Origin of the sequence: Nocardia aurantia, assembly GCF_009604425.1 — a bacterium.
In the GTDB taxonomy this organism is placed as follows: domain Bacteria; phylum Actinomycetota; class Actinomycetes; order Mycobacteriales; family Mycobacteriaceae; genus Nocardia; species Nocardia aurantia.
On sequence record NZ_WEGI01000003.1, the window covers coordinates 499,530 to 514,945 of the forward strand.

11 protein-coding genes are annotated in these 15,416 nt (G+C 70.3%); 8 read left to right on the top strand and 3 right to left on the bottom strand.

Annotation, left to right across the window (positions count from 1 at the left end):
• Window positions 1–120 precede the first annotated feature (120 nt).
• Both NRB56_RS08630 and NRB56_RS08635 read left to right on the top strand, forming a co-directional pair.
• Window positions 121–1,827, top strand: coding sequence for an N-acyl-D-amino-acid deacylase family protein (locus tag NRB56_RS08630; RefSeq protein ID WP_153340125.1), 1,707 nt, complete (start codon window positions 121–123; stop codon window positions 1,825–1,827).
• 109 nt (window positions 1,828–1,936) lie between these two features.
• Complete coding sequence (locus tag NRB56_RS08635) at window positions 1,937–3,115, top strand: thiolase family protein (RefSeq protein ID WP_153340127.1); 1,179 nt, start codon at window positions 1,937–1,939, stop codon at window positions 3,113–3,115.
• 5 nt (window positions 3,116–3,120) lie between these two features.
• On the opposite strand, the gene NRB56_RS08640 is transcribed toward NRB56_RS08635, so the two are convergent.
• Window positions 3,121–4,020: an alpha/beta hydrolase gene (locus NRB56_RS08640; RefSeq protein WP_153340129.1), complete on the bottom strand. Its 900-nt coding sequence runs from the start codon at window positions 4,018–4,020 to the stop codon at window positions 3,121–3,123.
• A gap of 43 nt (window positions 4,021–4,063) precedes the next feature.
• On the opposite strand from NRB56_RS08640, the gene NRB56_RS08645 reads away from it, so the two are divergent.
• Window positions 4,064–4,537: a MarR family winged helix-turn-helix transcriptional regulator gene (locus tag NRB56_RS08645; RefSeq protein ID WP_153340131.1), complete on the top strand. Its 474-nt coding sequence runs from the start codon at window positions 4,064–4,066 to the stop codon at window positions 4,535–4,537.
• A gap of 115 nt (window positions 4,538–4,652) precedes the next feature.
• Here NRB56_RS08645 and NRB56_RS08650 read toward each other — a convergent pair whose 3' ends face one another.
• Both NRB56_RS08650 and NRB56_RS08655 read right to left on the bottom strand, forming a co-directional pair.
• Window positions 4,653–5,111, bottom strand: a complete 459-nt coding sequence (locus NRB56_RS08650; protein WP_227837369.1) for a nuclear transport factor 2 family protein — start codon at window positions 5,109–5,111, stop codon at window positions 4,653–4,655.
• Window positions 5,108–5,785: a TetR/AcrR family transcriptional regulator gene (locus NRB56_RS08655; RefSeq protein ID WP_319942727.1), complete on the bottom strand. Its 678-nt coding sequence runs from the start codon at window positions 5,783–5,785 to the stop codon at window positions 5,108–5,110. Before NRB56_RS08655 ends, NRB56_RS08650 begins: the two co-directional genes overlap by 4 nt.
• A 286-nt stretch (window positions 5,786–6,071) precedes the next feature.
• Here NRB56_RS08655 and NRB56_RS08660 point away from each other — a divergent pair, with 286 nt between their 5' ends.
• The 5 genes from NRB56_RS08660 to NRB56_RS08680 all read left to right on the top strand — a co-directional run bounded on the left by NRB56_RS08660 (window position 6,072) and on the right by NRB56_RS08680 (window position 15,276).
• Window positions 6,072–7,301 carry an aromatic ring-hydroxylating oxygenase subunit alpha gene (locus tag NRB56_RS08660; RefSeq protein ID WP_153340133.1) on the top strand — a complete coding sequence of 410 codons (1,230 nt, stop codon included), beginning with the start codon at window positions 6,072–6,074 and terminating at the stop codon, window positions 7,299–7,301.
• 8 nt (window positions 7,302–7,309) lie between these two features.
• On the top strand, window positions 7,310–8,950 hold the full coding sequence (locus tag NRB56_RS08665) for an N-acyl-D-amino-acid deacylase family protein (RefSeq protein ID WP_153340135.1): 1,641 nt from the start codon (window positions 7,310–7,312) through the stop codon (window positions 8,948–8,950).
• A 36-nt stretch (window positions 8,951–8,986) separates the two neighbouring features.
• Window positions 8,987–10,201, top strand: a complete 1,215-nt coding sequence (locus tag NRB56_RS08670) for a cytochrome P450 (RefSeq protein WP_153340136.1) — start codon at window positions 8,987–8,989, stop codon at window positions 10,199–10,201.
• A 327-nt stretch (window positions 10,202–10,528) separates the two neighbouring features.
• Window positions 10,529–11,782, top strand: coding sequence for a metal-dependent hydrolase family protein (locus NRB56_RS08675; protein ID WP_153340138.1), 1,254 nt, complete (start codon window positions 10,529–10,531; stop codon window positions 11,780–11,782).
• The gene (locus NRB56_RS08680; protein ID WP_319942728.1) at window positions 11,779–15,276 is read left to right on the top strand and encodes an indolepyruvate ferredoxin oxidoreductase family protein; all 3,498 of its coding nucleotides are present in this window, start codon (window positions 11,779–11,781) and stop codon (window positions 15,274–15,276) included. Before NRB56_RS08675 ends, NRB56_RS08680 begins: the two co-directional genes overlap by 4 nt.
• Window positions 15,277–15,416 lie beyond the last annotated feature (140 nt).

Here is a 15,416-nt window from a genome sequence, read left to right on the forward strand (position 1 = left end):
GACCGGGCCTCATGGTAGCAAAGTGAGTACCCACTTTCTCTAGATATCCGGGACCCGGCCCGGCTATCTTGAGTGAGTACCTGCTCAGTAGTGGCCGGATGCCCCGGAAGGACGTGAACCATGCACGACGTCGTGATCCGTGGCGGTGAGGTGGTCGACGGGACCGGCGTGGCCCCGCGCCGCGCCGACATCGCCGTCGACGGTGACCGGATCACCGCGGTGGGATCGGTGCCCGAGCCCGGCCGGCGCGAGATCGATGCCGAAGGACGTTACGTCACACCCGGTTTCATCGACGTGCACACCCATCTGGATGCCCAGCTGTTCTGGGATCCGCTGGCCACGCCGTCCTGCTACCACGGCATCACCACCGTGGTGATGGGCAACTGCGGGGTCACCTTCGCGCCGGTGCGCGGCGGGCAGGAGGAGTACCTGGCCCGGATGATGGAGTCGGTGGAGGACATTCCGGCCGACACCATCATGGCCGGGCTGGACTGGGGCTGGCAGACCTACGGCGAGTATCTGAAACAGCTGGGCAGCAGGCGATTCGGGCTCAATGTCGGCGGTCTGGTGGGGCACAGCGCGGTGCGGTACCACGTGATGGGGGAGCGCGGGCTCGACGAACAACCGGCCGGCCCGGACGACATCGCCGCGATGGCGGCGCTCGTCGGGGAGGCGATCGACGGTGGGGCCCTGGGCTTCTCGACCTCGCGGACCTACATGCACACCGTGCCCGACGGCCGCCCGGTTCCGGGCACCTTCGCCGCCGAGGACGAACTGTCCGCCATCGGCGCGGTGCTCGCGCAGCGCGGCCGCGGCACCTTCCAGGTGGTGCCCCGCATCGGCGAACGCGACGGCGCCGAGCGCGCCAACTCCCGCGCCGAGATGGCGTGGATGGAACGGGTGAGCCGGGAATCCGGCCGCCCCCTTGCCTTCTCGATCATGCAGAGCGATCGGCGGCCCGGATTGTGGGCCTGGGTCATGGACGAGGTGTCCGCCGCGCGCGGCCGCGACGCCGATCTGCGGCCGATGACCGCGGTGCGCGGCAGCGCCATCCTCTACGGGCTGGTCGGCCGCACGCCGTACGACTCGCTGCCGGAATGGGCCGAGCTGATGGCGAAGCCGTTCGAGGCGCGCCTGGCCGCGCTGGCCGACGAGACGGTCCGCAAGCGGCTGGCCGACGCCGCCGGACGCCCGGTCGAACTGTCGGGGCCACTGGCGCCGAAGGATCCGTCGAAGATGTACCTGATGCCGCCCGGCTCCGCCGAATACGACGTCAGCGCCGGCAACAGCCTTGCCGCGGAAGCGGATCGGCGCGGGGCGGGTCCCGCCGCGGCGCTGCTCGACTACTTCGTCGAGACCGCGGGCCGCGGGCTGCTGTACTACCCGGTGCTGAACCAGGACCTGGCCGCGGTGGCCGCGATGATCACCAACCCGGACGTGGTCGTCGGGGTGGCCGACGCGGGGGCGCACGTGGCGCTGACCATGGACGCCGGCAATTCGACCTTCTTCCTCAAGCACTGGGTGCGCGAGCGCGCCCTGCTCGACATCGGCACGGCGATCCGGAAACTCACGTACGAGGGCGCCGACCTGTTCGGCATCCCGGACCGCGGGGTGCTGCGGCCCGGCGCCTTCGCCGACGTCAACGTGCTCGATCTGGAGCGGCTGGACCTGTTCACGCCGGAGATGGCGTCCGATTTCCCGCTGGGCGCCAACCGATTCGTGCAACGGGCCCAGGGTTACGACTACACCCTGGTCAACGGCGTGGTGCTGGTCGACCACGACGAACTCACCGGCGAGTTGCCGGGGCGGATCGTGACCGCCGCCTGAACGGCGACGGTTGCCACGGGCCTACCGTAGTACTTACCGTCTCTATTACAAGAGGCTGAAACGTCAGCAGCGCGAACACGTTCGCACACACAGAAATGAGGTGAGTCCGATGAGCCGGGAAGCGGTGATCGTCGCGGGCGCTCGGACCGCGATCGGGACGGCGTTCAAGGGCACGCTGGTCGACACGGATGCCTTCGAACTCGGCACGGCGGCCGTCGCGGAGGCGGTCCGGCGGTCGGGTCTGGAACCGGAACTGGTCGACGACGTGGTGATCGGCGAGTCGCTGTATGGCGGCGGCGCGATCGCCCGGTACGTCGCGATCGAGGCGGGCCTGGTGAACGCGCCCGGTATCGCGCACAACCGGCACTGCGCCTCGGGCCTGTCCTCGGTGCAGACCGCGTCGGCCTCGGTGCTGGCCGGGATGGACCGGGTGGTGATCGCCGGTGGCGCGCAGTCGAGTTCGACCTCGCCGAAGGCCAGCCGCCGGATCCCGGGCACCGACGAATGGGACGAGCGCTGGCTCGCGCCGAGCCACCGCGGCACCCCCGACGCCCCGATCGACGACATGGGCATCACGGTCGGCTGGAACACCGCGGTCCGCGCGAAGCTGACCCGCGCCGACATGGACGAGTGGGCGCTGCGGTCGCACGAACGCGCGATCGCCGGCATCGACGCCGGATCGTTCGCCGACGAGATCGTGCCGATCCAGGTGACCCGCCGCGACGGCAGCACGGTCACCTTCGCCGTCGACGAACATCCGCGCCGCACAACGACTCTGGAGAAGCTGGCCTCGCTGAAGCCGCTGCATCCGGAGATCGAGGGCTTCAGCATCACCGCGGGCAACGCCTCCGGCGTGAACGACGCCGCGGCCGCGGTCGTGATCACCGACGGCGACCTGGCCCGCGAGCGCGGCCTGCGGCCGCTGGCCGTGGTGCGGTCCTGGGCCTCGGTCGGGGTGCCGCCGGTGGAGACCGGGCTCGCCCCCTCGCCGGCGATCCGCAAGGCGCTCGGCCGCGCCGGGCTCGCGGTCGGCGACGTGAAGCTGTGGGAGATCAACGAGGCGTTCGCCTCCGTGGCCGTGGCCGCCACGCGCGAACTCGGCCTGGACGAGGACACCGTGAACGTCCTGGGCAGCGGATGCAGCCTGGGCCATCCGATCGCCACCACCGGCACCCGGATGATCCTCACCCTGGCGCACGAATTGCGCCGCCGCGGTGGAGGTATCGGCGTCGCCGCGATGTGCGCCGGCGGTGGCATGGGCAGCGCCGTGGTGATCGAGGTCCCGTAGCGGGTTCAGTCCCTGTTCAGGTGCCCGCCGAGGAAGAACGCGGCGCGGGCCAGCGCCGCGTCGGCCTCGTCGAGGGTGCCCGCGAAGGATTGGAACACGTGGGGTACGTCGGCGGTGATGTCCAGGATGACATCCACGCCGGCGGCCCGGGCGCGGGCGGCCAGGCGGGTGGCGTCGTCGAGCAGTAGTTCGTTGGTGCCGGCCTGGAGCAGCATCGGCGGGAAACCGGTGAGATCGGCGAAAACCGCTGGGCTGAGCAGGGGTTGGCGAGGATCCCGGCCGTCCAGATACATCGCGGCGGTGTGGTCGAGGCTCGCGCGGGTGAACAGCGGGTCGGCACCCGCCTTGGTGTCCATGCTCTCGCCGGTACGGGTCAGGTCGAGGCCGGGGGAGAAGGCCACGATCGCGGCGGGCAGCGGCAGTCCCGCGTCCCGGGCGGCCAGGCAGGTCGTGACGGTCAGGCCGCCGCCCGCCGAATCGCCGGCGAAGGCGATCGTCGCGGGGTCCTCGCCGCCGTCGAGCAGGGCACGGTAGGCGCTCAGGGTGTCCTCGATCGCCGCCGGGAACGGATGTTCGGGGGCCAGCCGGTAGTCCACCGAGAACGCGCGGAATCCGGTGCGGGTCACCAGGTTCGCGGTCAGTGACATCGCCGTCTCGGGGGAGCCGAAGACGAAGGCGCCGCCGTGGAAGTACAGGATCGTCCCGGCCCGGGGTGCTTCTGCCGGTTCGACCAGGACCGCGGGCCGGTCGCCGAGTGTGGTGGTGCGGGTGCGGATCCCCTCGGGGACGCGCATTCGCGCCATCAACGCCCGGAAATTCGCTCGGATCTCCGCCACCGAACCGTCCCCGGCCGGACGGGGCTGCCGCAGCAGTGTGTCGATCCGGGCCCGTTGTTCCCTGCTCATCGCTGTACCTTCCCGAGAAGTATCTTCCGGTACAGTATATGCCATGGAATATATATCCGGTGGCGGCGTCGACCTGACGGGGCTGTTCGCCGATCTGGTCCGGTGTGAGACGCGGTTGTACAACGCGCTGAACGATCGCCTGCGCGAGCGGCACGGGATCGTCACCTCGCAATTCGAGTCCCTGCGCTTCCTGCGCGACCATCCGGGGGCACGGGTCGCGGATCTCGCGGACGAGTTCGCCGCCGGGGTCGGGGCGATCAGTAAGGGGGTCGACCGCCTGGAGAAGCAGGGCTGGGTTGTGCGGCAGGCCAATCCGGCCGACCGGCGGTCGTCGCTGCTGGCACTGACCGCGGACGGGGCGGAACTGCTGGCGGCGGCGGAGCGGACCTTCGCCGAACGGTTGCGCGAACTGTTGGGCGCGGTGGCGAGCGACTCGGCGTTACCGGCTGTCGCGCAGACTCTTTCGCGATTACGCGGTGCGCTCGAGCGCGACGGGGTGGGCCGGCCTGCCGGGTGATCGGCCCGGGGCAGCGCGATCGGCTGGGCCGGTCCACTGGATGGTCGGCCCGGGCAGGGTGCGGGGCGGGCCGGGGCGGTGATCGGCCCGGGCGGGGCGATCGGATGCGCGGCGATCAGTCGCGGTCGGCGAGGGTTTTCAGTAGTAGATGCGTATCCTGTTGGAACACACGGATTTCGGTGACTCGGCCGGCGGTGACGCGGAACAGTTCCACCACGTCGACGGTGGCCGCGCGGCCCGAGTCCTTGGCCGTCCAGGTCTGGGTGGTGAGCTGGACGACCGCGGCGCCGTCGCCGAAAATCCTTGGGGCGGTGATGGTCCGGTCCCAATGGCGGGCGAAGACGGCCCCCATCGCGGCGACGCCCTCGTGGCCGGAGTACCAGCCGCCGTGCGGGAGCGAGGCGGGCTGCTCGATCCGGATCCCGGGATCGAACAGCTGCATCGCGCCCGCGCCGTCGCCGGCGGAGAAGCGGCGGTTCAGTTCAGTGACGACGGCGACTCCGTCCGGCGTGCCGGGCACTTCGACACCGTCCGGCGTGCCGGGCTCGGCGAAACCATCGGGCGCGCTGCTCATTTCAGCTCCGCGATGGCCTCGAGCGTCGGGAAGAAGCCCTTGATGGTGCCCTCGGACAGCAGCGCGACCGACCGGCCGCGGTTGGCCTTCTTGCCGTGCTTGTTCTCCAGCGCCTGCATCAGCGCGATACCCATCACCGCGCGCGCCGAGATGTCCGGCGATTCGAACGGGAAGCCGTAGCGGTCCTCGACCTCGCGCCACGCCTCGGCCAGGCGGTCCATCGCGGTGGCGAAGGTGTCGCGGTAGAAGCGCTTGGCCACCTGCGGATCTCCGAACAGGACCAGGCCCAGCAGCGGCAGCACCTCCTCGAGCGTCGAGATGAGTTGCTTGTAGAGGCCTTTCATGGTCTCCAGCTGGCGGGCGGCGTTGAGCGGGCCGTCCTTGTCGACAAGTGCTGTGGCGGCGACCAATTCGTCGATGGCGGACTCCAGCGGCTCCACCACCGCCTCGAAGAACAGCTGATCCTTGCTCTCGAAGTGGCGGTAGATGATGCCTTCGCTGATCCCGCTGTGCTCGGCGATCATCTTGACCGTCGTACCGTTCATGTCACCGGTCTCGGTGAACGCGCGGCGCGCGGCGGCGAGGATGGAGCTCTTGCGCGCCTCGGCGGTCATGCGCCGCCGTACCGGCGGGGTGTCGCTGCCGGACGGCGGAATCGTGCCGGGCCTGGCCACAGGGCCTCCTCGTATCGCGGGGGATTCCGCTACCGCGGAACGCAGGTGAGTGGGTACACACTCTATCGTAATGTGCGGGCACCGATGGCCGGGTTGGCGTGGTGTCGGTCACCCGTTTTGCCCGGTGAGCGCGTTGCCGAAGCGGGCTTGCTGAGTAAGTGATTACTGTCTAAACTGCCGTAGGGACAGTGACTCCGGTCACCGTGATCTTTCGGCGGTGTGGCGGCGCGCACAAGACCGGCGTCTCCGCCATTCCGCCGCCGGACGAGGCCGAGCAGGGAAAGTCATGGACAGAGAAGCGCTGGAATATCAACTCGCGCACAGATTGCTGGATCACCTCGAGCATCGGACCACCGATCTCGCCGACAGCATTCTCGAATTGCCGACGGACATCTACTCGGCCGACCGGCACCGCGAGGAGCTCGACGTGCTCTTCCATCGGCAGCCGGTGGTGCTGTGCCTGTCCGGCGCGCTGCCCGGCCCGGGCACCTATCGCACCGTGGACCTGTGCGGTACCCCGATCCTGCTGACCCGGGACGAGAATGGGAAGGTGCGCGCGCTGGCCAACGTCTGCCGGCACCGCGGTGTCCGGGTGGTCGACGGCGCGGGTGCGGCGAAGCGGTTCACCTGCCCCTTCCACGCCTGGACCTACGACCTCGAGGGCAAGCTGGTCGCCGTCACCTCGAGCGAGTTCTTCACCGGATTGTGCACGGCGGAAAAGGGTTTGGTGGAACTGCCGGTCGCCGAGGGCTACGGCCTGATCGTCGGCCGGCTGCGTCCCGGCGATCCGATCGACATCGACGACTACCTCGGCCCCGGACTGGTGGACGAGCTGGCGATGCTCGATTTCGCAGACTGGGAGATCTTCAGTGAGCCGCATGTGCATCCGGTGGCCGGGAACTGGAAGGTCACCCTGGACACGTTCCGGGAGAACTACCACTTCCGCTTCCTGCACCGGCGCACCCTCGCCACCTACGCGCACGGCGGCGTGCTGACCTTCGATTCGTTCGGCCCGCACCTGCGCAACTGCTCCGCGCTGAAGTCGATCGACGCGTTGCGCGAACTGCCGGAGGCGGAGTGGGGCGACGTCGGGCAGCACATCAGCCTGCAGTACGCGCTGTTCCCGAACACCAACATCACCTTCGACAGCCGGCACGTCGAGCTGTGGCAGATCGTGCCGATCGACGAGAAGTCCTGCGAGGTGGTGCACACCGCGTATCTGCGGCCGGGCCTGTCCGACGCGGAGCGGGAGAAGTACGCGGAGATGGCGCCGTGGATCTGCGAAACCGTCGTCGACGGTGAGGATTTCTGGGTCGCCGGCCGCACCGAGCCCGGTCTGCACGCCGGCCTGCTCGACTCGATCCTGTTCGGCCGCAACGAACCCGCACCGCAGCACCTGCACCGCGGTTTCGAGGCGGCACTGGACGCCGCCCGCGAAGCGGCATCGGACTATGCCGCCCGCGAGGCGGCATCGGACTCCGCCGCCCGCGAATCGGCCGTCCCCCAGGGAAAGTGAGATATTCGATGGATCTGCTGCTGCGCGGCGCCCGCGTCATCGACGGTACCGGTGAGCCCGCGCGGGCCGCCGATGTCGCGGTCACCGGCGACCGCATCACCGCCGTCGCCGGGCCCGGCGAGCTCACCCCGGGCCCCGGCACCCGGGTGGTCGACCTGGACGGCCTGGTGCTGGCGCCCGGATTCATCGACGTGCACACGCATTACGATGCCCAGATCCTCTGGGACGGCGACCTCACGCCGTCGAGCTGGCACGGCGTGACGACGGCGATCATGGGCAACTGCGGCTTCGGCGTGGCCCCCACGCTGCCGCCGCACCGGGAGATCATCGTCCGCACCCTGGAGAACGTCGAGGGTATGTCGATGGAGGCGCTGAACGCCGGAATCGACTGGTGCTTCGAGACTTTCCCGCAATACCTGACCGCGTTGGAGTCCCGGCGCAAGCGCCTGAACGTCGGCGCCTTCCTGGGGCACACCCCACTGCGGCTGTTCGTGCTCGGCGGCGAGGAGCGCGCGGCCACCCCGGACGAGCTGGAGCGGATGCGCGCGCTGGTGCGAGAAGCACTGGCCGCCGGGGCGATCGGGCTGTCCACGTCGCGGCAGCCGGCCCATCAGGGGGCGTTCGGCCGGCCGGTGCCGAGCCGGTTCGCGGAGGTCGACGAGGTCGACACGCTCGCGGCGGTGCTGGGGGAGTCCGGCAAGGGTGTGCTGCAGGTGTCGATCGGGCCGGGGATGTTCCTCAACGAATTCTCGGATCTGTCTGTGCGGCACGGGATTCCGGTCACCTGGACCGCGCTGGTGACCCGCACCGACAAGCCCGGCGCGGCGCTGCGCACGGTCGCCCGCGGCGGCGCGCTGCCCGGCGAGGTGTATCCGCAGATCGCCTGCCGGCCCATCGTCATGCAGTTCACCCTCGAGGATCCCACCACGCTGGGGGAGATCGACGAGTGGAAGGAAGTGCTGGGCCTGCCCCGCGCCGAGCGGTTCGCATTGTACCGCAACGCCGAATGGCGCGACCGGGCGCGCGCGGCCACGCTCGCGAAGTGGGCGCATCGGTGGCCGAAGGTCGATGTCGACGAGACCGGCGCGCACGGTGACGCCGTCGGCATCCCGTTGGATCACCTTGCGGCGCAGCGGAATACGACACCCTTCGACCTGATGCTGGATCTGGCCCTCTCCGACACGGTCACCACCCGGTTCCGGGTGGTGCTGGAGAACGACGCCGAGGACGAGATCGGAGATCTGCTGGCGGACAAGCGAACCCTGCTCGGATTGTCCGACGCCGGCGCGCATGCCAGCCAGCTCTGCGACGCCTGCTACTCGACGCATCTGCTCGGGTACTGGGTCCGCGAGCGCAAGGCGATCGGCCTGGAGGACGCGGTGTGGCGGCTGACCGGCCAGCCCGCCAAGGCCTTCCGCATCGCCGAGCGCGGCCTGATCGCCGAGGGGTACTACGCCGACCTCGTCGCCTTCGATCCCGACACCGTCGGCACCACCCCGATCGAGCGGGTGCACGACCAGCCCGGCGCCGCGGACCGGCTGATCGTGCGCAGCACCGGCGTCGAGCACATGTGGGTCAACGGGGTCCCGACGCGGGAGTCCGGTGCCGATCTGGCCGACGCCGCCGGCGGCCGGCTGGTCCGCAGCTGATCCGACCGCAGACCATCCCGAGAAAGTGATTCGCAGATGACCTCGACCGACGCCACCCGACTGTCCGACGATTGGTGCGAACACCATTTCGACCACCTGTCGCCGGAGCTGGCGGCCGATCTGCACCCGACGATGGCCCGGATGCGTGAACTGTGCCCGGTGGCGCACAGCGATTCCTACGACGGCTTCTGGGTGGTCTCCCGCTACGACGACGCGCTGGCGGTCGCGCAGAACTGGCAGGCCTTCAGCTCCGCGCACGGCCTGTCGGTGACCTCCGGCGGCGGTTCGGTGCGCAATCTGCCGGTGGAGGCCGATCCGCCGGTGCAGCGCCTCTACAAGAGCCTGATCAACCCGCATTTCACCCCGGCGGTGGTGGCCGAGTGGGAACAGCCGACCCGGGAGTTGGTGACCCGGCTGATCGATGAGTTCATCGAGGCGGGCACCTGCGACTTCATGGACGCGTTCGCGCGGCCGTTCCCCAGCCTGGGCTTCTTCCAGCTGGCCATCAACGCGCCGGCCGACGAGATGGAAGCGGTCGCGAAGCTGGCCTCCACCTCCTCCAATCCGACCGCCCCCAACGCCCGGGAGAGCTGGGCGGGGCTGTACGCCTGGGTGCGCGACTTCCTCGCGGCCCGCCGCGAGCAGCCGCCGAAGGGTGACGTGGTCGACGCGGTGATCGCCGCCGAGATCGAGGGCCGGCCGATCGGCGAAGACGAGGCCATCGGCGTCGTCCAGCTGCTGATCCTCGGCGGCCTGGAGACCACGGCGGGGGCGCTCGGCCAGATGCTGGTGCGGTTCTGCCGCGAGCCGGAGATCCCGGCCCTGCTGCGGGAACGGCCCAGCCTGATCCCCAAAGCGGTGGAGGAGCTCCTGCGGCTGGACACCTCGTTCGTGTCGGTGGGCCGCACCGCGGTGCAGGACGCCGTGGTGGGCGGCTGCCCGATCAGCAGCGGCGACAAGGTGCTCATCCACTGGGCCTCGGCCAACCGCGACGCCGCCGAGTTCCCGGACCCGGACCGCTTCGATCTGGATCGAACCCGCAACCGGCACTTCGCCTTCGGCGCGGGACCGCACCGCTGCGCCGGATCCAATTTGGCGCGCTTGAACATTCGCATCGCGCTCGAGGAGATCCTCACCAGACTGGGCGATATCGCGCTGGTCGACGAGGACTCCATCCGGTACCACGCGGGACTGACCCGGACCCCGCTGCACCTGCCGATCAGCTTCACCCCGGGCGCGCGGCTGGGCTGAATCCGGGTACGAGGACTCTCGGTGGGCCGCTTCGGGATCCGGTGGCCGAATGTCACGCCGTAGCCCGTCGCGGTCCCACCGCGGCGGGCGTTCGTGTCGCTGGACCGGTCCGCCCCGCCGCCTGGGTCCGCGGTCGCCGGATCGCGGGCGAAATGCGCGCCGCCGGAGCCTCGCGCCGGAAATGGCATCGAGACGACCTGCGGGACCTCCGCCCGATGCGCCCGTCCGGAGCGCCGATCATTCCGGACGAATTCTCCGGTTGGGCAGCGGTGGGCTCCGCGACGCGGTTAAGATAAGTAAGTATTCGCTCAATCAGGAGGTAGGACGATGGGCGAGCGGACGCTGCTGACCAACGCGCGCATCCTCACCTGTAACGGTGATCCGGTCGAGAAGCCCACGGCCGGGTCGGTACTGATCGAAGGCGACCGCATCGCGGAGGTGCGGCTCGACGCCGAATTCGAGGTCGACCCCGCCGCGGTGCGGGTGGTGGATCTGCACGGGGCCACCGTGCTGCCGGGCCTCGGCGACGCCCACACCCACATCAGCTGGCCGCTGGACTTCGTCTTCGACCACGGGGCGGTGGCGGCGACGCCGGAGGGCAAGCACCTGCTGGACGTCGCGGCGGTCGCGAAAACCTATCTGGAGAGCGGCTATACGCTGATCATCGGCGCGGGCGCCACGCAGCCGGACGACGATCTGCTGGTCAAGGACGCGATCGATCGCGGAATCCTGCCCGGCCCCAAGCTGATTCCCTGTGGCCCGATGATCGCGGAGGCCGGCGGGCTCGGCGCCGACGGCGGGATGATGGAGGTCGTCGCCACCGCGGCCGATCTGCGCGAGGTGGTCCGCAAACAGTGTGAGCGCGGGGTGCGATCGCTGAAACTGTTCATCTCCGGAGACGGTGTGGTGCCGCAGTTCCCGTCCGAGGACATCTACATGAACGACGAGATGCTCACGGCCGCGGTCGACGAGGCGGACAAGTACGGCGCGTTCGTGACCACCCACGCCCGCGGCAGCGCCAGCGTAGCGATGGCCGCGCGCACCGGGGTGCGGATCGTCCACCACGCCTGCTTCCTCGACGACGAGGCGCTCGCGGCGCTGGAGGCCCGGCACGGTGACGTGTGGGTCTGCCCCGGGCTGCACTACCTCTACGCCATGGTCAACGGGCACGCCGGACCCTGGGGCATCACGGACGAGAAGGTCGTGGCCTCCGGGTATCCCGACGAATTCCGTTCCCAGGTGGACGGATTGCACAAGCTGAAGGCCGCCGGGGTGCCGATCCTGGCCGGCGGCGACTTCGGACACCAGTGGACCCGGCACGGTACCTACGCCGCGGAACTGCAACGATACGTGGAGTTGGTGGACATGACGCCGGTGGAAGCGATCCACACCGCGACTCGCAACATGGGGGCGGTGACAGGCCTGCGGGTGGGGCAGATCCGCGAGGGCTATCTCGCGGATCTGCTGATCGTGGACGGTGATCCGAGCGCCGACGTCACCGTGCTGCAGCGGCCGGAGCTGCGCCGCGCCGTGCTCAAGGACGGCGCCTTCGCCTACGTGAACCCCGAGGTCTATCCGTGACGATCGCGGAGCGGACCTCCACCGAGGTGATCCTGTCCGGGGCGGAAACCCTGGTGCGCCTGCTGGTCCTGCGGCATCGCCTGGACGAGCGGGACGGGCTGAACACCGCCACCATGGTCTCCGGATATCCCGGATCTCCTTTGGGCGGTGTCGATCTCGCGCTGGACCAGCGGGCCGCCGAGGTGGCCGAGCATCGGATCCTGCATCGCCCCGGCCTGAACGAGGAACTCGCGGTGGCCACCGTGTGGGGCAGCCAGATGGGCGCGGTGGTGCCCTACGAGGGTGTCGACGGCGTCGCGGGCGCCTGGTACGGCAAGGGCCCCGGGCTGGACCGCAGCGGCGACGCGATGAAGCACGCCAACGCGATGGGCGCCGGCGCCAACGGCGGTGTCGTGATGTTCTGCGGCGACGATCCGGGCTCCAAATCGTCGACGCTGGCCTGCGACAGCCAATACACCTTCGCCGACGCCTGCATGCCGGTGCTGTATCCCGGCGATCAGCAGGACGTGCTGGATCTCGGCGTGCACGCGTTCCGGATGTCCCGGCAGTCCGGCGCGTGGGTGGGCCTGAAGATGGTGACGGCCGTCGCCGACGGTGTCGGCACCGTGGAACTGGATCCCGGGCGGCACGAAAGCGGCTTCGGGACACCACTTTTCGTGGACGGCGAGCCCTGGACGCATCAGCCGCTGGCGCGGATCGGTCCGCACGCGGTACCCGATCAGGAAGCGCTGGTGACCGATCGGCGGTTGCGGGCCGCGCAGGCGTACGCGCGGCAGCACGGCCTGGACCGGGTGTCCGGGGCGGCGCCGGGCGCGCGACTCGGCGTGGTCTGCGCCGGTAAGACGTATTTCGATGTGCTGCAAGCATTCTCGGATCTCGGCTACGACGATCCGGCCGACGCCGGGGTGCGGGTGCTGAAACTCGCGATGACCTTCCCGCTGGTCGAGGAGACCGCCGTGGAGTTCGCCGGGTCGGTGGACCGGATCCTGGTGGTCGAGGAGAAGCGGCCGTTCGTCGAACATCAGTTGCGGGCGATCCTGCACGAGGCGGGCAGCCGGGTTCCGGTCGCGGGCAAGCGCGACGGCTCCGGGCAGCCGCTGATCTCGGCGGTGGGGGAGCTGGACGCTTCCGCGGTGCGCAAGGCGCTGAGTGTGCTGCTGCCCGACCTCGTGCGCCCGGAGCCCGCGAGCTCGCCCGGCGTGCGAATCGACCTGCCGCTGCTGGCGATTCCGTCGCGCGCGCCGGCGTTCTGCAGCGGCTGCCCGCACAACCGCTCGACGGTGGCGCCGGACGGCGCACTGGTCGGCGGTGGGGTGGGCTGTCACGGCATGGTGTATTTCGAAGCGCGGCACGCGGATACGCGCGCGCTGCCACCGACGCCGATGGGTGCGGAGGGGGTGCCGTGGATCGGCCTGGCGCCGTTCGTGTCCGAGCCGCACGTGATCCAGAACCTCGGCGACGGCACGCTGTCGCACTCCGGCACGCTCGCCATCCGCGCGGCCGTCGCCGCGAACGCGAACCTCACGTTCAAGATCCTCTACAACGCCGCCGTCGCCATGACCGGCGGCCAGGACGTCACCGGCCTGCTGGACGTGCCCGCGATGACCCGGGCCCTGCAGGCCGAGGGAGTGCGCGAGATCGTGGTGTGCGCGGAGGAACCGCACCGCTACGGCCGCCGCGCGCGCTGGGCGCCGGGGGTCGAGGTGCTGGACCGCTCCGCACTGCCGACGACGCAAGAGCGGCTGCGCGAGGTGCCCGGCGTCACGGTGATCATCTACGACCAGCGCTGCGCCGCCGAGGCGCGCCGGCTGCGCAAACGTGGCGAACTACCCACGCCGCCACAGCGAGTCGTGATCAACCAGGCGGTCTGCGAGGGCTGCGGCGACTGCTCGACCAAGAGCAACTGCCTGTCGGTGCTGCCGGTGGAGACCGAATTCGGCGTCAAACGGCAGATCCACGACGCGTCCTGCAACCGGGACTACACCTGTCTGGAGGGCGACTGCCCGTCGTTCGTGACCATCACCCCGCGCACCCGGCGGTCCTGGTGGCCCGCACGCGGCCGCCGGCGCGCGGTGCCGCGGCCCGCGCTGCCGCCGGGTGAACTGCCGGAGCCGCGAATCGCGGAGCTGGACAAGGTGTTCGGCGTCTACTTCACCGGAATCGGCGGCACCGGCGTGATCACCGCGGCGCGCATCCTCGCGCATGCCGCGGAGGCCGGCGGGCTGGTGATCGGCGGCATGGACCAGACCGGCCTGTCGCAGAAGGCCGGTCCGGTGGTCTCGCACCTGCGGCTGGCGAAGGACCGGGAGACGTTGCGCGCCAACGTCGTCGGTGCCGGCGGCGCGGATCTCTATCTGTCCGGCGACATCCTGCAGGCGGCCTCGCCCAACCATCTGGCCAAGACCGCGCCGGGCCGCACCCGCGCGGTGGTGGACCGGTCGATCACCCCGACTCCGACGATGTTGCAGGCCGGGGTGGCCGCACCGGATCTCGCGAGCCTGGAGGCGGCGATCGCCGCGCACGTCGGGGCCGACCGGTCGGTCCTGCTGGACACCAACGATCTGGCCGCGCGGGTGTTCGCCGACAACCTGCTGGCGAACGTGATCCTGCTCGGCGCCGCCTTCCAGGCCGGTGCGCTGCCGCTGACCGCGGCCGATCTGGACGCCGCGCTCCGGCGGCAGGGCCGGTCCGCGGAATCCAACCGGGCCGCGTTCGAGTGGGGCCGGTGGGCCGTGCACGATCCGGCGGCGGTCGCTGCCGTGCTCGCCGAACACGCCGCGGCGCAGGGTGTCCGGGACATCAACGATCCCGGTGCGGCCGCGGCCACCACCGCGGCCGAACTGGTCGGCCGCCGGACCGTCCCGGACCAGTTGCGCGACTTGGTGATCCGCCGCGCGGGCCAGGCCGTCGACTACCAGAACGCCCGCCGCGCCGAGCGGTACCTCGATCTGGTGGAACGGACGGCGACCGTCGACGACGCCGCGCACGAGTGGGAGCTCACCCGCGCGGTCGCCGAGGGGTACTTCCGGGTGCTCGCCTACAAGGACGAGTACGAGGTGGCCCGGTTGCACCTGGCCGCCGACTACGACCGCATCGCCCGGGACATGGGGATCGAGGGCGCGTATTCGGTGTCCTACCAACTGCATCCGCCGATGCTGCGGCTGTTCGGCCGGGAGTCCAAGCTGCCGATGGGCAAGCCGTACGAGTGGGGTTTCCGGTTCCTGCGCCGCACGAAGCGGTTGCGCGGCACGCCGTTCGACGTCTGGGGCCTGCACCCGGATCGCGCCGCCGAGCGCCGGCTGATCGGGGAGTACGAGAAGCTGGTCGAGGACGCGGTACTCGGTGAGCCCGGCGCGGACTACGCGCACCGGGTCGAACTCGCGGCCTCGATCCTGGATGTCAAGGGCTACGCCGGGATCAAGGATCGGTCGATCGAACGATGGCGGGAACGGGTCGCTCGATTGCGGGCGGCTGACACCGGGGCGCCCGTGTGATCCGGGCCGACGCGACCGAGCCGGTGCGAGCGGCCGCATGAGCGGTCACGGGCCGGAGGCGGCAGCGGAGCGTACCCATGCGGGATCCCCGCTCATGCCCGGCGGATACGGCACGAGTGCGCTGCCGGAGGATTCGTTCG